Here is a 21,968-nt window from a genome sequence, read left to right on the forward strand (position 1 = left end):
AGTTCAGGTTAGAAAGGAACTCGCCTACAAGGAGGCAACTATGGCACAGGAATTTGCTGCTCCCAAAAATAGTATGGATGCACAGAAACTGATTGATCATGCACCAATCAGTAAATATCAGTGGTTAATCGCAATTGTTTGTTTTCTCATCGTTTTTGTAGACGGAATTGATACTGCTGCGATGGGGTTTATTGCTCCCGCATTAACACAGGATTGGGGAATTGATCGCTCACAGCTTGGACCCGTAATGAGTGCAGCTTTAGGCGGGATGATTATTGGTGCATTAGTATCAGGTCCCACAGCCGATCGTTTTGGCCGCAAGATTGTATTGATCGTTTCCATGCTGATTTTTGGGGGCTTTACGCTTGCTTCTGCCTACGCAACGAATTTGGATCAGTTGGTGGTATTGCGTTTTTTAACGGGTATTGGTCTGGGTGCGGCGATGCCAAATGCAACCACATTATTCTCTGAATATTGCCCAACGCGTGTACGGTCTTTAATGGTGACCTGTATGTTCTGTGGCTACAACTTGGGGATGGCAACGGGTGGTTTCATTAGTAGCTGGCTTATTCCCAATTATGGTTGGCATAGTTTGTTTTTGTTAGGCGGATGGACACCATTGTTTTTAATGCTTCTGGTGATTTTTTTCTTACCTGAGTCTTATCGCTTCTTAATTGTAAAAAATAAGAATCCTGAGAAAGTACGTCGAATTTTAACGCACATTGCACCATCACAAGTTCAAGGTGTAACGGAATTCCACATCCCAGAAGAGCAATCAAATGTAGCTCAGAAAAAGAGTGTATTTGGCATGTTGTTTTCAAAACAATTTTCCAAAGGCACCGTTTTATTGTGGTCAACCTATTTTATGGGGTTGGTGGTGATTTATCTACTGACCAGTTGGTTACCGACCTTAATGCGTGAAACTGGGGCGACGTTGGAACGCGCTGCATTTATCGGTGGTTTGTTCCAATTTGGTGGTGTACTCAGTGCTTTATTTATCGGTTGGGCAATGGATCGCTTTAATCCTAATCGAATTATTGCAGGCTTTTATTTTGCCGCAGGTTTATTTGCGATTGCAGTCGGTCAAAGCTTAGCAAATCCAACATTGCTTGCTGTTTTAGTTCTCTGCGCTGGTATTGCGATCAATGGTGCGCAATCAGCAATGCCAGCTTTAAGTGCTCGTTTTTATCCTACCCAATGTCGTGCAACAGGCATTGCATGGATGACAGGTATCGGTCGTTTCGGTGCTGTGTTTGGTGCTTGGATTGGCGCAGTGTTACTTGGGAATAATTGGTCGTTCACTATGATTTTAAGCATGTTGTTTATTCCAGCAACGGCTGCTGCTGTGGCGATCTTTGTGAAATCTCTAGTTGCGCATACGGATGCAACCTAACTTTCTTTCAATTCGGGACAACGTCAATGAATGATGAACAGCGTTATCAACAAGGTCTGAAAGTCCGTACAGAAGTACTGGGTGAAAAACATGTCGGGCGTTCTTTAGAGAACCTGAATGACTTTAACCAAGATTTTCAGAATTTTATTAGTCGATTTGCTTGGGGGGAAGTGTGGTCACGTGACGGTTTACCACGCCATACCCGCAGTTTAGTCACCATTGCCATTTTATTGGCATTGGGGCGAGAAGATGAACTTAGGATGCATTTACGTGCTTGTTTTAACAACGGCGTGACTAAAGATGAACTTAAAGAACTGATTTTACATAGTTCATTGTATGCAGGCTTACCCGCTGCAAATGCTGCAATGCACTTGGCTGAAGACGTCTTTAAAGAAATTGGAATCGAAATGCAACCCGTTTCGGCACAACCACAGGATTAAGGAGATAGGCATGTTAAATCATACATTAGGTGCGTATCCGCAACGTAATACAGATGATCACCCACCAGCATATACACCAGGCTATAAAACCAGTGTATTACGCTCACCAAAAAATGCGTTAATTTCGATCAATGAAACTTTAACGGAAGTGACTTCGCCACACTTCTCACAGAACCTTTTTGGTCCTAAAGACAATGATCTGATTTTGAATTATGCCAAAGAGGGTTTACCTGTTGGCGAGCGAATTATTGTGCATGGTTATGTGCGTGATCAGTTTGGTCGCCCTGTTAAAAATGCCTTATTAGAAGTATGGCAGGCCAATGCTTCAGGTCGTTATCGTCATCCGAATGATAAGTTCATCGGAGCGATGGATCCGAATTTTGGTGGTTGTGGTCGTACTTTGACGGATGAAAATGGGTTCTATATTTTCCGTACCATTAAACCAGGTCCATATCCGTGGCGTAACCGTATCAATGAATGGCGTCCAGCGCATATTCATTTCTCATTAATTGCGGATGGCTGGGCGCAACGTTTAATTTCGCAGTTCTATTTTGAAGGCGATACATTGATTGACTCTTGTCCAATTTTGAAAACGATCCCATCTGAAGATCAACGTCGTGCCTTAATTGCGTTGGAAGACAAAAACAATTTCATTGAATCAGATAGCCGTTGTTACCGCTTTGATATTCATCTTCGTGGTCGTCGTGCGACTTATTTTGAAAATGATTTGACTTAATGGAGTAACACAATGAACGCGTGGAATTTTCAGGAATTGAAAGAAACCCCATCACAAACAGGTGGTCCTTATGTACATATTGGTTTGTTACCACAACAAGCCAATATCGAAGTGTTTGAACACAATTTTAACAATCAGTTGGTGAGTGAAAAAACGCAAGGTCAGCGTATTCGTCTTGAAGGACAAGTATTTGACGGACTAGGTTTGCCATTAAGAGACGTGTTGTTGGAAATTTGGCAAGCCGATGCCAATGGTGTTTACCCAAGTCAAGCCGATACGCAAGGTAAGGCTGTTGATCCAAACTTTTTAGGTTGGGGACGGACGGGTGCAAACTTTGAAACAGGTTTTTGGAGTTTCGACACCATTAAACCGGGTGCTGTGGCAGGTCGTAAAGGCACAACACAAGCGCCGCATATTGCGGTAGTTGTATTTGCGCGTGGTATCAATCTCGGTTTGCATACTCGTATTTACTTTGATGATGAAGTTGAAGCAAATGCCAATGATCCGATTCTAAACAGCATTGAGTGGGCGACTCGTCGTCAAACCCTAATTGCCAAACGCACAGAAGTGGATGGTAAAGTGGTGTATCGCTTTGACATCCGTATCCAAGGTGAAGATGAAACTGTGTTTTTTGATATTTAAAGTTTTTCTAAGTTTTAAGTGAATAGCCAATGATTGCTTGCTCTTGGGAAAGACAGGCAATCCATTAAGGAAGATGAAGATGAAGATGAAGATGAAAACACTGGCAGCATTAACACTGCTTGTTAGCCCTTTATTTACGGTTCAAATGGTACAGGCACAAGAAAATGTTCATAGCCCAGTTCAATTAGCTGAGATTGCTAAGTCACCAGTTAAAACGATTGTACCGATTACTGCAAAAACTAAAGAACAAGCAATTGCTCAAGCTAAAGTGATTGCAGCCAATCGAGACGCAGATCTAGCAGAATTTCGTATTGATCTGCTCGATTTTGCTGCTGATACCAAACAGGTAATTGCTTTAGGACACGAATTAAAAAAGGTATTAGGTAATAAACCAGTGATCGCGACCATTCGTACCCATAACGAAGGTGGTCAACTCACTATTAGCGATGCTGATTATGGCAAGACCTATCAAGCCTATTTAAAACAGCCTTTTATGGACATGCTGGATATTGAAATGTTACGTGATCAGCAGGTGGTCAAAAATACAGTTCAATTGGCACATGATAAAAAAGTGCTGATCGTGATGTCGAATCATGATTTTAAGAAAACGCCAAGCGAAGATGAGATCGTTAAACGTTTATTGAAACAAGATGAACTTGGTGCGGATATTTTAAAAATCGCAGTGATGCCGCAAAACAAACAAGATGTTTTCACCTTGATGAATGCCACTTTAAAAGTTAGTCAACTTTCAAATAAACCATTGTTGACGATGTCGATGGGCAAACTAGGCACCATTTCACGTATTGCGACAGCCAATATGGGGGGAAGTTTTAGCTTCGGCATGATTGGTGAAGCATCAGCACCCGGTCAAATTGATGTGACCCAACTGAAACAGTTGTTAAAAATAGTTCAGCCGACAGAATAATTGAAAAGGATTTTTACAATGAACGTTATTTCTTTACGTTTAACTGCTTTAGCAATGGGTTTAGCTGTATCAGGTTTGGCAGTAGCTGAAACTTACATCGTAGATCGTTATCAGGACGATACTGAAAAAGGTTCACTGCGTTGGGCGATTGAACAAGCCAATAGCAAACCGACAGAAACCAGTGAGATTCTAATTCAGGCAGTAGGGAAAGCACCTTATGCAATCAAAGTAAATAGCCCACTTCCTGAAATTAAAGCACCTGTCAAAATCATTGGTACACAATGGGCGAAAACAGGTGAGCATATTGCCATTGATGGTTCCAATTATATTAAAGGTCGTGGCGTTGAAGCATGTCCTGGCGCAGTTGAAGGGCAGTTTGGAACCAATGTACGTACAACCACTTTACCGGGAATTGTGTTACGAGACATTAATGGTGTGACCATTCAAGGTCTAGAAATTCGTCATTTCTGTATTGGTATTTTGATGAATCGTGCCAGCAATAACCTGATTCAACATAACCGCATTATGCACAACTATGGTGGTGCGGGCGTGATGTTGACAGGTGATGATGGTAAAGGCAATCCAACAGCAACCACCACCAATAACAACAAAGTCCTCAATAATTATTTCCAAGACAATGGTGATGGTTTAGAGCTAACACGTGGTGCTGCATTTAATTTAGTTGCGAATAACCATTTTATTTCAACTTCAGCAAATCCAGAGCCATCACAAGGGATTGAAATTCTTTGGGGCAATGACAATGCGGTTGTGGGGAATAAATTTGAAAATTATTCGGATGGTTTACAGATTAATTGGGGCAAACGTAACTATATCGCCTATAACGAACTGACCAATAACTCATTAGGATTTAACCTAACGGGTGATGGTAATATTTTAGATAGCAACAAAATTCATGGTAATCGTATTGGAATTGCGATTCGCTCTGAAAAAGATGCTAATGCACGTATTACATTAACAAAAAATCAAATTTGGAATAATTCAAAGGATATTAAACGCTGTGAAGCAGGCGGAAGCTGTGAACCAAACCAACGTTTAGGTGCAATCACTTTTGATATTCCGGGCTTAGAGCATGCACATTTTGTTGGTTCTCGTGGGCATGGTGTCAAGATTGATCCTGAAAACTTACAAAAAACTTGTCAGCAACCAAATCAACAAGGCTGTAATCCACAACCGAACCAAGCCATTCAAGCACCAAAACTTACACTCTCAAAAGGGCAGCTTGTTGTTGAGGTAAAAGGACGACCAAATCAGCGTTATCAAGTCGAATTTTTTGGAAACTCGGTAGCAAGTTCAAATGAAGCCGAGCTTTATTTAGGTTCAGAGATTGCTGTTACCAATGCTCAGGGTGTTGCAACAGTTTCATGGAAACCAACTGCTCAAATTGCCTCCATAACCGCCAATGTGACGGATCATTTAGGCGCTACCTCTGAACTGAGTTCAGCCGTGCAAGTCAAATAACAATAAAAGTAGCACCTTTCCTGAGGTGCTACTTAGATTAGAAAGACAAGGAATTTATCGATGAAACAGCATTTGTTTTTATTTAAAACGACGTTACTGACATTTTCAATTTTATCTGTACAGCATGCTTTAGCAGATCAACCATGGTCACAAGATCGTCAATGGTTATTAGGTGATTGGAATGGACAACGCCAACAACTAGAAAAAGAGGGTTATAAATTTACCGCATCGATCATGAGTCAATCAGCAACCAATTTGGATGGTGGCTACAATGATGACAATGCCTTTAAAAATGCAGCGCAATTATCTTTAGGTGCAAATTTTGACTTAGAAAAAATTGCAGGGTGGAAAGACACGACCGCTAATATCTTGATCACTAAACGAGATGGTAATGCCTTAACTTTAGATCGTATTAAAGATCCACGTTCAAGTGCTTTGGGAAATAGCCAAGAAATATATGGACGCGGCAAAATCTGGCGTTTATCACAAGCATGGATTAAAACCGGTTTTGCAGATAATTCAGTCCAATTCAAAATCGGTCGTATGGGCATGTCTGAGGACTTTAATGGCTCTCAATGTGAATTCCAAAATTTATTACTATGTGGAAGCCAACTCGGTAAATCGATCGGCTCGATTTGGTACAACTTACCAGTCGGTCTATGGGGTGCCAATGTGAAATACCAGTTTGCACCTGAGTGGACGCTCGGTGTAGGTGTTTATGAAGTTAATCCTGATAACGTTAAAACCGATAAAAACAGTGATGGGTTTAACTTGGATATGGACAATGTTAAAGGTGCAACTATTCCTGTTGAACTGGTTTGGAAACCTCAATGGACTGTGTTCAATGGTTTGCCCGGTGAATACAAAATTGGGGCACTTTATTCAACTGCTGAAGCGAATGACATCGCGATTGCAGATAAAGTGCATGATGGTAAACATAGCTTTTGGCTCAATGCGCAACAACAATTGACACAGAACGGCGATGATCCAAAGCGTGGTTTGTATGCCAGTGTTAATGTCGTGGTAAACGATAAAGAAACAACAGCAGTTCGAAGTACGCAACAACTTGCACTTTGGTACAAAGGACCATTTGAGAGTCGTCCAAATGATTCAATTGGTTTGGGTATTGCAAACTATCTAGTCAATGATCGTTATAAAGATCGTCAAATCGATATCAATCATAGTCGTGGTTACGACCAATATGATGCATTCGCAGCAGATTATGTTCCTGTTCAACGAGATGAGCTCAATGTTGAATTGAACTATACCTATCAATGGTCACCAGCTGTCATGTTACGACCAAATCTACAATATATCCATCAGCCTGCTGGTGTGAAAGAGGTGGATGATGCTTGGGTTGCTGGATTGAGCATGCGAGTGAATTTCTAATTTAGGAGTATGACCCATGTCAGAGTCTACCAATAGCCATACCATATTAAAGATATGGTGTTTTATTTTAGGTCTCGCCTTATTGCTTACTGGGCTATTTTTCACCATTGGTGGTGGAAAGCTGATTGCTCTAGGCGGTTCATGGTATTTCATGATTGCAGGTTTATTCACCCTAGCATCTGCGATTTTTATTTTTAAGAAGAAAGCTCTCGGTGTTTGGTTATTTAGTCTTGTTTTTATCGGCACGATTATTTGGTCATTAATTGATGCAGGTTGGGAGTTTTGGCCATTATTTTCGCGTCTAATGTTCCCAGCAGGTATTTTTGCTGCATTGATGTTTACCTTGCCATCGATTCGCCGTTACCAATTCCAATCTAGCATAGATTTACCTGCTTATAGCTTGGGCATATTAACTGTATTTGGAATGATGGTTGGTTTTTATCAAATGTTTCAGCCGCATCCAACGGTTACTGCATCTGGACAGCAATTACCATTGGTACCTGTTGAAACGGATATGAAGCAAACCAATTGGCAACATTATGGTCAAGATGCAGGTGGTAGCCGTTTTGCAGCTTTAGATCAAATTACCCGTGACAATGTACATCAGTTAAAAGAAGCGTGGCGCTTTCGTACAGGTGACTTTACAACGGGTTCAGGCAATGGCGCTGAGGATCAAATGACGCCTTTGCAAGTTGGAAATAAAGTTTTTTTATGTACACCACATAACAATATTTTTGCTTTAGAAGCAGATTCTGGTAAACAAATCTGGAAGGCGGAGGTTAACTCCAAAGCCGATGCTTGGGAGCGTTGTCGTGGAGTTGCTTATTTTGATACAACCCAGCCATTACAACAGCCGACTCTAGCTGGGGCCACACCAGTAAAAGCAGTTGCAAATAATACCGCATGTTTACGTCGAGTTTATACCAACACACCAGATGGGCGTTTAATCGCGGTCAATGCGGATACGGGAGAGCGTTGTAAAGATTTTGGTGTGAATGGAACGGTTGATTTGCACAAAGGTCTAGGTGAGGGCACCAAAGCACCGCGTTTCCAAGTCACTTCAGCTCCAACAGTGGCAGGATCAGTCTTAGTTATAGGTAGTCGTATTGCTGATAACTTTGCAGCAGACATGCCGGGTGGGGTAGTCCGTGCATACGATGTCATTACAGGTGAATTGCGTTGGGTATTTGATCCACGTAATCCTGATCCAAATTATATGCTCAAAGAAGGCGAAATATATAAGCGGAGTTCTGCTAACGCATGGGCTGCATTATCTTATGACCCTGAGATGAATACCGTATTTTTGCCAATGGGAAGTTCTTCTGTCGATGTCTGGGGCGGTAATCGTCAGCCACTCGACCATAAATACAACTCATCTGTATTGGCTTTAGATGCAACCACAGGTAAAGAAAAATGGGTTTATCAAACTGTCCATAATGATTTATGGGATTTCGATTTGCCGATGCAACCGAGTCTTGTTGATTTCCCTATGAAGGACGGAACCAATCAGCCTGCGGTCGTGATTGGAACAAAATCAGGTCAGTTCTTTGTTCTTGATCGATTAACAGGAAAACCTTTAACAAAAGTGATTGAGCAACCTGTTAAACCCGCCAATATTCCTGATGAACAATATAGTGCAACGCAACCGCGCTCAGTAGAGATGCCACAAATCGGCAATCAAACTTTCACTGAGTCAGATATGTGGGGTGCAACGCCATTTGATCAATTGATGTGTCGTATTAGCTTTAAATCTATGCGTTACGAAGGTTTATATACAGCACCAGGAACAGATATTTCACTTAGCTTCCCAGGTTCTTTAGGTGGGATGAATTGGGGAAGTATCGCGTTTGATCCAAGTCATCAATACATGTTTGTGAATGATATGCGTCTGGGTTTATGGATTCAGTTGATTAAACAAACACCTGAAGATTTGGCACTTGAAGCAAGTGGTGGAGAGAAAGTCAACACTGGAATGGGCGCCGTTCCAATGAAAGGGACACCTTATAAAGTAAATAAAGATCGTTTCTGGTCTAAATTCAATATCCCATGCCAAAAACCACCGTACGGTACAATGACAGCCATTGATATGCGGACACGTCAAATTGCTTGGCAAGTACCCATGGGAACAGTTGAAGATACAGGACCTATGGGCATCAAAATGGGGCTTAAAGCACCAATTGGAATGCCAACGATTGGGGGGCCAATGGCAACCCAAGGTGGCTTAGTATTCTTTGCTGCGACTCAAGACTATTATTTACGTGCGCTTGATTCATCAACAGGGAAAGAGTTATGGAAATCTCGTTTACCAGTCGGTAGCCAAGGTACGCCGATTAGTTATGTTTCACCTAAAAATGGTAAACAGTATGTGATGATCACAGCAGGCGGTGCACGACAATCTCCTGATCATGGCGATTATGTGATTGCATATAGCTTAGATTAAGTTCAATTCAATCTTTAAAAAGCTGCAATAGGTTAACTGTTGCAGCTTTTTTTTATTTAATGATTCAAAAGTATATTCGTAAATTGGCATATTCATTGCTTAATATAAATAAATCTGGTCTGACCAGTCAGACAGTGATGCAAATTGGAGCAAACATGGATTTGGAACAATTCAATTCATTAAATAATGAGCAGGCATTTGAAGCATTAAAATCATGCGTTCATATTCAATCATGGATTCAGAGCATTATTCAGCAACGGCCTTTTGGTTCAGTTGATGAGTTATATCAAACGGCTGCTTTACAGGCTCAAACATGGCAATGGTCAGAAATATCAGAAGCGCTTGCGCAACATCCACGAATTGGTGAAAAAAAAGCTGCCACGACTTTATCGGAAAGAGAGCAGCAGTTTTCACAAAAAGAACAGGCTCAGCTTGGTGCAGATCAAGATATTCAACAAGCACTGTATCAGGGCAATTTAGCTTATGAGCACAAATTTGGTCATATTTTTTTAATTCGTGCTGCAGGGCGTTCAGGAACTGAAATGCTCGCAGAACTTAATCGACGTTTAGAAAACTCAGTTGAGTTGGAGCAGTTCGAAGTCAAACAACAACTCAGTGAAATCGCGTTAATTCGTTTAAAGCAGGAGATTCAATAATGGCAGGTATAAGTACACATATTCTAAATGCTTCATTGGGTAAACCTGCTGCGGGGGTTTTCGTTGAATTATTTAAGCAAACTTCCCAAGGTGATGTATCGGTGGATAAACAATTAACCGATGCGGATGGTCGTATTAAAGCATTCGCTATTGATTCATTTACACCAGGTAATTATCAGCTCATTTTCAACATTGCCGATTACTTTCAATCTATGGAGGTTGAAAGCTTTTATCCGAGAGTATGTATCGATTTTAAGGTAAGCGAAATTCAACAACATTATCACGTGCCTTTATTGATCAGCCCATTTTCTTATTCCACCTATCGCGGTAGTTAATGACTCGCGATGTAGAAAGTATAAATTTTTATTGAGGAAAGGCCACCATGCACAACGATAAAATGCACAGTGAACCTCGTGCAACCGTTTCAGCGGAACATCAATATTTAGGAATGAATAAAAATGTTATTTATGGACTGCAACATGTGCTGACGATGTATGGCGGAATTATTGCACCACCCATCATTATTGGTGCTGCCGCAGGTTTAGAAGCCTCGGAAATAGGTTTGTTGGTTGCTGCGGCGCTGTTTGTTGGAGGCATTGCAACAATGTTACAGACCTTGGGTTTCAAGCACTTTGGAGCAAAGTTGCCGATTGTTCAGGGAGTCTCTTTTGCAGGTGTTGCAACAATTTTGGCAATTGTCACCACAGGTGGAGGATTAGCTTCAGCGTTTGGTGCAGTCATTGTTGCGTCATTGATTGGTTTATTACTGGCACCATTCTTTTCAAAAATTATTCGTTTTTTCCCTCCTGTGGTGACTGGCTGTGTGATTACCATGATTGGTATTTCTTTATTGCCTGTTGCGATTCGTTGGATGATGGGTGGCAATCCCAAAGCTGAAAATTGGGGAGATCCAGCAAATATTGGTTTAGCTGCGATGACTTTAGCGATTGTCATTATTTTCAGTATGTTAAAAAGTCAGTTAATGCGTCGTCTGGCGATTTTAATGGCGATTGTATTAGGTACGATTATCGCTTCATTGGCTGGTTTTGCCGATTTTTCCAAAGTTGCTAACGGTTCAGTGTTCGCTTTTCCTCATATCTTCCATTTCGGCATGCCAGTATTTGAATTTACTGCCATTCTTTCTATGGTGATCGTGACTTTAGTCATTATGACTGAGACTACGGCGGACATTATCGCAATTGGTGAAATTGTTGGAAGCAAAGTTGATTCTAAACGGATTGGAGATGGTCTACGCGCTGATATGCTGTCTAGTGCAGTTGCCCCAATTTTTGGTTCGTTTATGCAAACCGCATTTGCACAAAATGTGGGGTTAGTTGCAATTACTGGGATTAAAAGCCGTTTTGTGGTGGCAACCGCTGGAGGGATTCTGGTAGTACTTGGCTTATTACCAATTGTTGGGCGTTTAGTCGCTGCTATTCCAATGCCAGTATTGGGTGGGGCAGGTATTGTATTGTTTGGCACAGTGGCCGCAAGTGGTATCCGTACATTGGCAAAAGTTGATTATAACGATCATAAAAATCTGATTATTGTCGCAACCTCATTGGCAATCGGTATGATTCCAATTGCAAACCATGAGTTTTATGCTCAATTCCCCAAATGGGTAGGTACGTTATTACATTCTGGAATTAGCTCAGCATGTATCACTGCCATTTTGCTCAATATTTTATTTAATCATTTACCTTTCACTAAGAAGTCTGTGGAAACAACCACATTACCTATTAATTCTGGCCACTCATAATCGTATTGCGGTGGCTTGATTTTCCAAATCCATCACACGTTTTAAACATCAACCATTAAAAATTACTTATTCATTTTCGAATAGGTCTAGGGGAGCTTTTGATTTTAAAAATCAAAGGTTGGGACTTTTACAACTTAAAAATGAACTGAGTCGATTTTTAAATGAATCATTAGGGGAATATTATGAAAAATTTTACTTTGAAATCGGTGACCCTACTCATCGCAATGGGGAGCATGGCCCAAGTTTGGGCTGCGGATACGAGTTTGAATGGGCTGTTTAATTTAGGGCAAGACTGCAAAGTGCAAGATAATTCAGTTAAATCCATACAGGAAATGCTGACTTGTGGAGCGATACATGGTGCAGTTAAAACAGCTTATTATTCTTTGAATAATGGTTATTTTGTCAATAATCTTAATCAAGATACAGTTGCGATTGGAGGTTATATTAAATATGAAACAGCGCCATTGTATGGCGTACAAGCAGCCATTGGTTATGATCTGCAACGTCGTTTAGATGAAAAAAATAAAAATGATGAAGTATTTGAGTTAAAAGAAGATCGTGATGGTTTAGCAGAAGCCTATGTGACTTGGAAAAATGATTTCGCACGGGTGACGGTCGGTAATCAACGTCTTAATTTACCATTTATGGGGGATTATGCAGATCGGCGTATTTTAATGGCTTTGTATCAAGCTGCGGATCTCCAAGTGGGAAATAACACAGACTTTATACGCTTAACCAAGGTCAATAAATTTAAAAGTTATGCTGATGATGAATTTAGCAAAACCACACGTCAAAATTCAAATACTCAATCAGATGGCGTGTGGTCAGTTGGTGCAGGTAAGAGTTTTGATATCGCCGAAGGTAAGAAGCTTAAAGCCCAATTTTGGTATCAAGACTATGATGATTACACACGTTTGATTTATACCCAAGCAGATTTGTCTTTACCAAAATTGAATTATTCGCCAGAGTTTTCTATGCAATATATTTCAGGTATAGATCAAGGTAAAGCTTTGGCTGGAGCAGTAGATAGCCAAATTTTTGGTGTTCAGGCAGCGTTTAAAGTTTTGCCAAAAGCAAGTTTGAAAGTGGCCTATAACTATATCAAACCAGATATCGAAAGTTATCTAAATGGTGCTTTATTAACGCCATACGCTACTAAAACTTCTTCAGGTGAAATTTTCGCACAGCCATTTTTTACCAGTACTCAGGATCTAGGTGCAGGGAATGCTTTTATGACGTCCTTGGAAGGGAAGCTCACTGATCAAGTGATTGCTGGTGCTCGATATTCTTTTATGGATTTGAAAGAGGCTGATCATGTTGCGAGTCGTAATCAGTCTGAGTATATGGTTTTTGGAATTTATAATTTCACAGGCGCTTTAAAAGGATTTAGTGTGAGTAACTTCTTTGGTATCCAAACTTCACCACGTTATGAAAAAGACTTTTTACAAAATCGATTTACATTGAGCTATAAGTTTTAAAGTCTGCTTTATTCCAATTGCCTATTTCAGCTTTGTGAAACCTGTTTTTTAATATGCTTTCCGTACTTAAAACAGCCAAGCGGGATCACCATATGTTTGATGAAACCTTCAATCCTGCTGAATTAGAAAGTTTTGGTTTTCGATAGCTTAACTTCGTATAAGGTGTACTAGCCCAAATTTGACCTGATAGGCACATGAAAAAATGGATAACTGTCAGATCGGGTTTGGGCTAGTAATAATTTAAATCAGGCTCGGATGTGCATCTAGAATGCGAATCAGGGTTGCTGCTGGCCCTGTTGGATAGCGTCTGCCTTGTTCCCAGTTCTGAAGTGTACGAGGGCTAATATGCAAACGTGCAGCAAATTCTGTTTGGCTCAATCCTGTTTTCTCACGAACTTCTTTAATATCAGGAAGAGTCAGCTCGGTCACTCGACTTGCTTTAACTTCATTACGTTTAATAGCTCCTGCTTCTTTGATCGAAGCAACGAGGTCATCAAATAAGTTATTATCCATGAAATTGCTCCTTCACAAGTTGACATAGGATAGCGGTCTCTTTCTCAGTTAGGTTTTCTTTAACAGATTTAGGGTAAGCCAATAGCATAAATATTTGATCATCTTTAGTGATCCAGTAATAAATTACTCGAATGCCACCACTTTTTCCTTTACTGCCTTGGGCACAACGTACTTTACGAATTCCACCACCATTTTTAATGAGATCTCCCTTATCTGGCTGAACTAAAAGTTCTTGTTGGAGTTCTCTATATTCATCATCAGAGATAAGCTCTTTGATTTGTTTGGTAAAAATACTGGTTTCAATAAATAGCATGGCGTAGGTACGTCAATGGCGTATTTTTTTATTGTAGTGAATATCGTGAAAAAAAGCTAGTTACTAAGTTGGTAATGATCAATAGCTAAAGATTCTCATAAGCTATTTTATAAGGATTTGCCTGATTAAATTATTTAGATAAAAAAAGCCCCCATTGAAGGGGGGAGTTAAAACTTTATGTTATTAATCTAAAGGATTTCCTACAATATTGCTAATAATTCCTTGCATGATGTGCGAACCTTGTTCTGTATAGAGTGATTGATACCACTCTTCAGTCACTTTTTGATCTTTCATATGCGTTACATCACAACGCTTACGAGCACGTAATACCATTTCTTTGGTTCGGTCATTACGTTTGTTCTGGTATCGTTCTAGTGCATCACTTAGCCCAAAAGTATTTATCTGCAAAGCACGTGCCAAGTAAATAGCATCTTCCATTGCTTGGCAACCACCTTGCCCAATGTCTGGGGTTGTACTGTGTGCTGCATCGCCAAGTAAAACGACACGACCTTTATAAAAACTCATAAAAGGTTCAATATCATGGATTTCAACGCGATTGGTTTTTTGTTCATCCAAACAATCAATCAGTTGATGCACAGGTGAACACCAATCTTTGAAATATTTTTTCAGCTCAGTTTTATATTGATCACGTTGATTGGGTAGACCTGCTTCTATAGGCACATCAAAAAAGAAATAGAAACGATTTTGTGCTACAGGCATAAGTGAGACACGTTTTCCTTCACCGACATAGGTTGTCCATTGTTGTGCCGGTGCAATTTTTTCATCAATTTCAACCAGTCCATTCCAATTGACATAACCAGCATAACGTCGTTCAACTTGATGGCCGAGTACAAACTTGCGTGTGATGGAGTGGGTTCCATCCGCACCAATTAATAGATCAGCTTTTATCTGGGAACCATCGGCAAAACGAATGCTGACATATTCAGACTGATTTTCAATCTCGGTCATTCTCATGCCTAGTTTAATATTTTCTAAGCCAAATGTTTCCATGAGCAGGCGTTGTAAATCTGCACGTGCAACAGGGTAGGCACGTTGTCCAACTTCTTTGTATAAAGGAGTTAAACTAAATTGAGTCATGGTTTGACAAGTGAGACCATCGATATAGGAAAGAGACTCCATTTCTCCGCCTAAAGCTTGAATTTGATCAGTCAAACCAAGGTAATTTAGACATTTTACGCCGTTCGACCATAGTGATATTGCTGCGCCTACCGGTAAAATTTCTGCTGCTTGTTCATAAATCGTGACCTGATGTCCAAATTTTTTTAAAGCGATACCAGCAGTTAAACCGCCCATACCTGCACCTACAATCGCAATATTCATTGTTCAGACCCTAGTATTCAAAATGATAAAATTTCTAATGAGTCTTAAGCGAGAATTGTGCCAATTTTATTTAGTGGTTTAACAGGTCATACCAGTTATTATGCGCTATGAAGAAGCGGAAATAGGATGGGTGTTTCGATGTGGTTCAAAGTTTGAGTTAAAGTGGTGCATGGGTATTTTATCAAGACTCATGACGAGAAAAATAAACACCAGCACGTTGAGCAGCGCCAATAATATGTGCCTGCATTGCCTTTTCAGCCGCTAAAGCATCTTGTTTAAAGAGTGCCTGTAAAATCGCATCATGTTCTTTTATGGTTTTAAATGCTAAATTTGGTTGAACAAAAGGAAGAATCTGACTTTTCTTAATCCATTCATTATGCATTTTAAGTGTTTGAATGATCGACTGATTATGACTTAAATCAATGATATGTTGATGAAATGCATAATCAAATTCAGAAGCAGCTTGCCAATTTTGTTGCAAAATTGCATTTGAGAGCGCTTCATAGTGTTGTTTTAAAATCAATTTATCTTGTTCAGTTAGGTATTCACATGCCAGCAGGGCGCAAAACCCTTCAAGTACGTAGCGTAATTGATAAAAATCTTTTAAAGAAATGCGATGTTCACCTTCCCATTGTTCTGCTGCTTTACTGTGTTGTGAGATGACATACACCCCTTTACCAGCCTTGATTTCTAATAGACCTAAAGCGGCAAGGCGGGTCAAAGCTTCACGTAGAGAAGCGCGGCTAATTCCTAATTGCGTGGCAAGATCACGTTGAGAGGGTAATGCAGAACCAATTGCATAAGTACCTTCCTGAATGCGTTGATGAATGACTTCCACCGCTTGCTCAGTCACTTGAGATGATTTTCCATTGAGCATTGCTTGTGGACTCATAAACATCGTTTCCTAAAAATAAAATGAACAATTTGATTCTACACAAAATTTATAAATTTAAATTGCTTCAAAGCTAAAATTAGATAATTATTTATAACAGGTCAGACCAGTTGGACTGGATTTTGCATAGAATGAACCATATGAAAATGTTTTGTAGGATTGATTAATGACGGTGCATATTGCCAAAGTAGTCGCTTTGCCAGATAACTTACAAGGTTTAACCAATTTAGCTGATGCGCGCATTGGCGCGAGCATTGTGTCTTGCTCTGATGAGTTTTTTGCAAGTGCGGAAAGAATGTTACAACCAGAACCTGCAAAATTCATCGAAGGCAAGTTCGATGATCATGGGAAATGGATGGATGGATGGGAAACACGTCGTAAGCGTGAAGCAGGATACGATTGGTGTATTGTACGTTTGGGTGTAACTGGAAAAGTTTCAGGTTTTGATCTCGATACTTCTTTTTTCACAGGGAATTATCCTGCTTCTGCATCGATTGAAGGGTGTTATGCACCTGATGATCAACTGGAAAATATCACTTGGATTCCATTGTTAGAAAACTCGGTTTTGTCTCCTGATCATCATCATTTTTTTAGTTGTGAAGTACATAGAATTACCCATATTCGACTTAATATTTTCCCTGATGGCGGTGTTGCTCGTTTACGTGTTTATGGCAATGTTGTACTGGAAAATATAGATTCAACCCAACAAATTGATCTGATTGGTTTGAAAAATGGAGGGCGTATTGTTGCATTTAGTGATGCGCACTATGGGCATCCGAATAATTTACTCAGCCCAGATCGCGGCATCAATATGGGAGATGGTTGGGAAACCAAGCGCCGTCGTGAACCTGGTTTTGACTGGTGCGTTATTGCCTTAGGTCAAGCGGGGCACGTAGAAAAAATAGAAATTGATACAGCACATTTTAAGGGTAATTTTCCTGCTTTTTGTTCGATACAAGCTGCTTATGTTGAGGATGCTACGGATGCTCAGTTGATTCCTCAGAGTATGTTTTGGCCTTTTGTGTTAGAGCAGCAACCGTTATCAATGGATGCGATTCATGCATATATTACCGAAATTTTGCAGCATCAAAAAGTGAACTATATTCGTGTCAATATGATCCCAGATGGTGGAATTAGTCGGATTCGCTTGTGGGGGAAAATTATTAATTAGATATGAAATTTAGGTATTTATTTACTATCGTGGAGGCGGCATGGATGCCGCCCGTTGGACTGCATTACATGGACGTAATGTCAGTCCAACAAATGGTTTTGCCTACTTTTCCCGAAAGAAAAGTAGGGCGAACCGCAGGTTTATCCTGAGGTTTGATGGGAACTTAGTATGATTCTGCTAATCATTTTTTTAATAATTAGATAGCTTTTAAATTAAATTCAAGGCATTAAAGTGAAAATCAATCTATGAAGAAAAACATCCAAATTCAGCCTTTAACTCAAGAGAGTTTTTCCGCTTTTGGTGATGTGATTGAAAAAGAAAATCATGATTTTTTTTCGATTAACCAAGGTTTAACGCAGCGCTATCATGCATTATCAGTTGCTCAAATTAGTGGCGATAATACCGCTGTTGGTATGAGTATTTTTCATAATTTATGCGCAACGCAGATTCCGTTTAAAATAGACATGCTTGAGCGTCATCCTTACGGTTCACAATCATTCATTCCATTACAACAACAAAAATTTATCATTATTGTGGCTTTACCTTTGGATCACTCACAACCAGATGAACAGCAAATCTATGCCTTTCTAAGTAATGGTAAGCAGGGTATTACCTATCGCCAAGGGGTTTGGCATCATCCATTAATTACCTTAGAAGCTGAAAGTGATTTTTTAGTGGTGGATCGTATTGGTGGTGGACAAAATTGTGATGTGTATCATTTGACCCAACCGCGATGGGTTGTCGAGTAAATTTGAATGTTATAGATTTTGGATATTTCTTGTTTTATTTTTTATTTTGATTATATTCTCTTTTTATTTCTAATTGCTTACTATTCATTGAGACTCCTATTCATGGGAAAGTCAAAATAATAGCAAAAATACTGATTTGATATGTCCAAAAAGCCTTATGTGTCACCTGAAGAACTTGAACAACAAACTAAACAAAAAAAGCAAAATAAAATATTGCTCATTCTTTTACTTGTTTTATTTATCCCGCCTCTAATTTTATTTCCTGCATACCCAAAGAACGAATGGCAATATGGTATTTATCGTTATATCACTGAGGAAATGTTCATCACTATAGGAACTAAAGGGCCTTTGCCTTTTTTTACTATTCTTTCCAGTATTTATATCACTTCAGTAATGCTGATTTTTAGCTGCTATCTATTTTTTTTGTTGATTAAAAGATTTGGATTAAAAAAGGAATTCCAACATTTTATTTATGATAACTTTTTTCAAGGTGAGTTTAATTTATCGAAGAAGTGTCCATGGCTTGAAAAGCCATTAATTAAAAAAACCATCGTTTCGAGTATATTTTTATTATGCCTTTTAATGGGTCTTTTACATTTTATTTTCGATGAGATTTCATTTCATAATAGTAGCCGTAGAGGTGAGATTATTCGGTTTAGCTATAACTATAGGATTGGTGTTCTTGTCTGTGAAGCAAGTTTTAGTTTATTTACTATAGCCTCATTTTTATATTTTTGGCTTTTAGCGATTTATTTATTCAATTATTTTTTTCGAGGATTAGGTACTGGAAAAATTACCCCTCCTCAGAAGACAACACCAAAACGAAAGCGGAGAGGCAAAAGAAAAAATTGAATTTATTGCTCAGATTTAACCTTTTGCCTCAAATTTAATCCATTAATTGCATAGGTTTTCTATTTGTTGATTCAGAAAGTACAAATGCAATGAATGTTTATTAACTTAATATTTACCTTTAAAATTTGCACTAATTCTTTGTTTTAGATATTCCTTTGCCGTGATTGCTGGATATTTCTTTTGCGGACTTTCGATGACCACATCTTCATTGGCTTGACAGAAAAATGCCAAACTATAACGTGCGCCTTGATATTCATGGGCTTCAGGATTTTTAACGCGATGAAAATTTGATGGAAGTTGATCATCACTCCAGCGCATCAACATATCACCAATATTACAAGTGATTACATCATCACGCGGTTCAATACTTGTCCATTGTTGTTGGTCCATGTCTTTACCAGGACAAACTTGCAGACCACCTTGGCCTTTGCGCTGAAATAGTAAGGTTAAACAATCAAAATCGGTATGTGCACCAGCACGCCATAACCCCAGTTGATCTTTGATGGCTGGATCAATTGCATAATAGTGCAGCATCCGGAGTGTACTTTGATAAGTTTCTTGATCAGGATCATGTGCTAGCGTAAAGAAATTATCTGCGAATCCAAGTTTGTAAGCAAAGCAAGATAATATTTTCATACCCACTTGCCAGCATGCTTTTTCAAACTCAAGCATTGTGGTCTTAAATGTTGGTAATTCTTGTTCGCTGGGATACAACCCCATCATTCTTGGGCGCGTAATTTGATAGGATTCTTTCTGATCGGGCGTACTTGTAGATGGGCGAATTTGAGCTTTGCTTTCCCAGCCAGCATTTCGATTCAAAGGGTATTGGGATTTGATATGTGTAGGTAGCTCAAAAAACTTTTTTGTCATTTCAAAAGCATTTTGAATTTGTTCTAAATTAATCCCGTGATTTGAAACTTGAAAAAAACCAATATCAGTTGCCGCAGACCAAAGCTGTTCTGCAATTTCATATTTACGATCTTCAAAGTTGGAAAGATCAATGATACGAACTTCTCTTTCAAAAGTTTCTTGACCCAAAGCCCCCATACGTGCTTCTTTTTGCAGCTCTTCTAAACTGTAATTATTTTCAGCTAAATTGGTCATGTTCGCGCTATTCATATTTCACCTCAATTGTTGAATAAACCATGACCCAATCAAATTGAATGAAAGGCGACTGGGTCATTTTTTCAAAAAAGAGCAACACATCCTAAATAAATAGAATGTGAGCTTATTTCTGAGCAATGACCCACATATATTGTTTAGATATATGCTGAACGCTTCTACTCCGACAAATCAATACAAGCATTTTTTATACCAATCTAAAAAGAGATTAATTTATGAACTTGATGTATATAAAATATGAGAAATAATATTGACCAGTATAGAATATTTGAATGTCTAAAATGATAGTTTAATATTTGATCCTTTTTTGTGCATGTTATGGTTTAAAAATGGTGCATTTTATTTGTCTATCTAAAATTATTCAAAATTAAAAGTAATGTTAATAAAAAATAGATGGCTGATGTGAAATTAAAAGAAAAAATATTAGCCTATCTTTATGAAATATATCGATTAAATAAATACTGGCATGGTGTTTGCTAAATCATAACTGAGTATAAGCGGTTAGTGTGTATTACACATGGGACATTGCTCTACAGCGTTAGCTGTTCCTCTTCTGGGGACAAAGTCATTTCAGGGCTTTGAGAGAATCTGTGTGCCTTTTTACATTCGATTTTTATTCCCCTAAAAGAACAGTGAAATGAGTTCAAACATATTTAGGGGTCTTACTTATGAAAATTCAGCACTATGTAGGCAAAGGGCGATTAGCTGTCATTGCGAGCGCATTACTATTCAGTTCATTTACTCAAGCTGCCGACAAATTAGTTTTACAAACCACATGGTATGCACAAGCAGAGCAAGGTGGTTATTATCAAGCTTTAGCACAAGGAATCTATAAAAAATATGGGCTAGATGTCGATATTAAAATCGGTGGCCCACAAGTCAATAATATGACGTTATTACTTTCTAAACGTGCAGATATTATTATTAATTATGATCTCCAAGTATTAAAAGGTATAGAAAGTAATTTTCCGATCAAGGCAATTGCTGCACCATTTCAATTTGATCCACAAGGTATTTTGACTCACAGCGATGTGAAATCTTTGGCAGATTTGAAAGGAAAAACAATTCTTGTATCTACCAGCGGACAAGCAAGTTGGTGGCCATGGTTGAGAGAAAAATATAATTTAAATGCAGCTCAGGCTCGTCCTTATACTTTCAACATGCAACCATTTTTAGCAAGTAAAAATGTAGCTCAACAAGCCTATGCAACCTCAGAGGTGTTTCAAGCAAAAAAAGCTGAACCTTCGAGTAATTTTTTCTTATTCGCTGATGCTGGATACCCAGCCTATGGTGGAATTCTTGTGACTCGAAATGATGTCATTCAAGCAAAACCCGATGTTTTAAAACGTTTCGTACAGGCTTCTATGGAAGGTTGGAAAAACTACCTAGCCCATCCTCGTTTAGGCAATGCGATGATAAAAAAAGAAAATCCCAATATGAATGATGATTTATTGGCTTTTGCAGTTGATCAAATGAAAAAACGAAAATTGATTGATGGTGGAGATGCCAAAACTCGAGGGATTGGCGTGATGACAGACGCACGTTGGAAAGCAACGCGTGATTTTATGGTAAATGCAGGTTTGCTCAATGCTAAAACTAATTGGAAAGCGGCTTATACCACACAGTTCAATCCTGTAAGTAAATAACAATTACATCAGTAGGTTAGAAAATCAGACAT

Annotated in this window: 21 protein-coding genes; 16 read left to right on the forward strand and 5 right to left on the reverse strand. The window is 39.1% G+C overall.

Annotated elements, in window-relative coordinates:
* The first annotated feature begins 40 nt into the window (after positions 1-40).
* From DS737_RS06545 to DS737_RS06600, 12 genes are all read left to right on the forward strand, one after another.
* Positions 41-1,393 carry an MFS transporter gene (locus tag DS737_RS06545; protein WP_113997124.1) on the forward strand — a complete coding sequence of 451 codons (1,353 nt, stop codon included), beginning with the start codon at positions 41-43 and terminating at the stop codon, positions 1,391-1,393.
* Positions 1,394-1,419: 26 nt separating this feature from the next.
* Positions 1,420-1,833, forward strand: coding sequence for a 4-carboxymuconolactone decarboxylase (pcaC, locus tag DS737_RS06550; protein ID WP_113997125.1), 414 nt, complete (start codon positions 1,420-1,422; stop codon positions 1,831-1,833).
* 10 nt (positions 1,834-1,843) lie between these two features.
* Entirely contained in the window at positions 1,844-2,569 is a 726-nt protein-coding gene (gene pcaH / locus DS737_RS06555) for a protocatechuate 3,4-dioxygenase subunit beta (protein WP_113997126.1), read from the forward strand.
* Between the two features lie 12 nt (positions 2,570-2,581).
* Positions 2,582-3,211, forward strand: a complete 630-nt coding sequence (pcaG, locus tag DS737_RS06560; protein WP_113997127.1) for a protocatechuate 3,4-dioxygenase subunit alpha — start codon at positions 2,582-2,584, stop codon at positions 3,209-3,211.
* A gap of 91 nt (positions 3,212-3,302) precedes the next feature.
* A complete protein-coding gene (gene aroD, locus DS737_RS06565; protein ID WP_162784537.1) occupies positions 3,303-4,136 on the forward strand; it encodes a type I 3-dehydroquinate dehydratase in 834 nt (277 codons plus the stop codon).
* Between the two features lie 18 nt (positions 4,137-4,154).
* A complete protein-coding gene (locus DS737_RS06570; protein WP_113997128.1) occupies positions 4,155-5,615 on the forward strand; it encodes a right-handed parallel beta-helix repeat-containing protein in 1,461 nt (486 codons plus the stop codon).
* Between the two features lie 60 nt (positions 5,616-5,675).
* Positions 5,676-7,004 (forward strand): carbohydrate porin, encoded by a 1,329-nt coding sequence (locus tag DS737_RS06575; RefSeq protein WP_113997129.1) that lies wholly within the window; start codon positions 5,676-5,678, stop codon positions 7,002-7,004.
* A 16-nt stretch (positions 7,005-7,020) separates the two neighbouring features.
* Positions 7,021-9,444 carry a glucose/quinate/shikimate family membrane-bound PQQ-dependent dehydrogenase gene (locus DS737_RS06580; protein WP_113997130.1) on the forward strand — a complete coding sequence of 808 codons (2,424 nt, stop codon included), beginning with the start codon at positions 7,021-7,023 and terminating at the stop codon, positions 9,442-9,444.
* Between the two features lie 155 nt (positions 9,445-9,599).
* The gene (gene uraD, locus DS737_RS06585; protein WP_113997971.1) at positions 9,600-10,100 is read left to right on the forward strand and encodes a 2-oxo-4-hydroxy-4-carboxy-5-ureidoimidazoline decarboxylase; all 501 of its coding nucleotides are present in this window, start codon (positions 9,600-9,602) and stop codon (positions 10,098-10,100) included.
* Complete coding sequence (gene uraH, locus DS737_RS06590; RefSeq protein ID WP_005082534.1) at positions 10,100-10,435, forward strand: hydroxyisourate hydrolase; 336 nt, start codon at positions 10,100-10,102, stop codon at positions 10,433-10,435. The genes uraD and uraH overlap by 1 nt, the downstream gene beginning before the upstream one ends.
* Positions 10,436-10,482: 47 nt before the next feature.
* Positions 10,483-11,859: a nucleobase:cation symporter-2 family protein gene (locus DS737_RS06595; protein WP_113997131.1), complete on the forward strand. Its 1,377-nt coding sequence runs from the start codon at positions 10,483-10,485 to the stop codon at positions 11,857-11,859.
* 182 nt (positions 11,860-12,041) lie between these two features.
* Positions 12,042-13,337 (forward strand): hypothetical protein, encoded by a 1,296-nt coding sequence (locus tag DS737_RS06600; protein ID WP_113997132.1) that lies wholly within the window; start codon positions 12,042-12,044, stop codon positions 13,335-13,337.
* Positions 13,338-13,577: 240 nt separating this feature from the next.
* Here DS737_RS06600 and nadS read toward each other — a convergent pair whose 3' ends face one another.
* The 4 genes from nadS to DS737_RS06620 form a co-directional block, all read right to left on the reverse strand.
* Positions 13,578-13,850, reverse strand: coding sequence for a NadS family protein (nadS, locus tag DS737_RS06605; RefSeq protein ID WP_005082538.1), 273 nt, complete (start codon positions 13,848-13,850; stop codon positions 13,578-13,580).
* On the reverse strand, positions 13,843-14,163 hold the full coding sequence (locus tag DS737_RS06610; protein ID WP_113997133.1) for a type II toxin-antitoxin system RelE/ParE family toxin: 321 nt from the start codon (positions 14,161-14,163) through the stop codon (positions 13,843-13,845). Before DS737_RS06610 ends, nadS begins: the two co-directional genes overlap by 8 nt.
* A 183-nt stretch (positions 14,164-14,346) precedes the next feature.
* Complete coding sequence (gene hpxO / locus DS737_RS06615; protein WP_113997134.1) at positions 14,347-15,504, reverse strand: FAD-dependent urate hydroxylase HpxO; 1,158 nt, start codon at positions 15,502-15,504, stop codon at positions 14,347-14,349.
* A 181-nt stretch (positions 15,505-15,685) separates the two neighbouring features.
* A complete protein-coding gene (locus DS737_RS06620) occupies positions 15,686-16,396 on the reverse strand; it encodes a FadR/GntR family transcriptional regulator (RefSeq protein WP_005082543.1) in 711 nt (236 codons plus the stop codon).
* A gap of 166 nt (positions 16,397-16,562) precedes the next feature.
* Here DS737_RS06620 and alc point away from each other — a divergent pair, with 166 nt between their 5' ends.
* The 3 genes from alc (at position 16,563) to DS737_RS06635 (ending at position 19,168) form a co-directional block, all read left to right on the forward strand.
* Positions 16,563-17,567: an allantoicase gene (gene alc / locus DS737_RS06625; RefSeq protein WP_113997135.1), complete on the forward strand. Its 1,005-nt coding sequence runs from the start codon at positions 16,563-16,565 to the stop codon at positions 17,565-17,567.
* A 245-nt stretch (positions 17,568-17,812) separates the two neighbouring features.
* Positions 17,813-18,316, forward strand: a complete 504-nt coding sequence (locus tag DS737_RS06630; protein WP_113997136.1) for an ureidoglycolate lyase — start codon at positions 17,813-17,815, stop codon at positions 18,314-18,316.
* A gap of 141 nt (positions 18,317-18,457) precedes the next feature.
* Positions 18,458-19,168: a hypothetical protein gene (locus tag DS737_RS06635; RefSeq protein ID WP_113997137.1), complete on the forward strand. Its 711-nt coding sequence runs from the start codon at positions 18,458-18,460 to the stop codon at positions 19,166-19,168.
* Between the two features lie 105 nt (positions 19,169-19,273).
* On the opposite strand, the gene DS737_RS06640 is transcribed toward DS737_RS06635, so the two are convergent.
* Positions 19,274-20,287: an isopenicillin N synthase family dioxygenase gene (locus DS737_RS06640; protein ID WP_113997138.1), complete on the reverse strand. Its 1,014-nt coding sequence runs from the start codon at positions 20,285-20,287 to the stop codon at positions 19,274-19,276.
* A gap of 671 nt (positions 20,288-20,958) precedes the next feature.
* Between DS737_RS06640 and DS737_RS06645 the strand changes: the two genes are divergently transcribed.
* Positions 20,959-21,936 carry an ABC transporter substrate-binding protein gene (locus DS737_RS06645; RefSeq protein WP_113997139.1) on the forward strand — a complete coding sequence of 326 codons (978 nt, stop codon included), beginning with the start codon at positions 20,959-20,961 and terminating at the stop codon, positions 21,934-21,936.
* Positions 21,937-21,968 lie beyond the last annotated feature (32 nt).

Origin of the sequence: Acinetobacter haemolyticus (assembly GCF_003323815.1) — a bacterium.
GTDB classification, from domain to species: Bacteria; Pseudomonadota; Gammaproteobacteria; order Pseudomonadales; family Moraxellaceae; genus Acinetobacter; species Acinetobacter haemolyticus.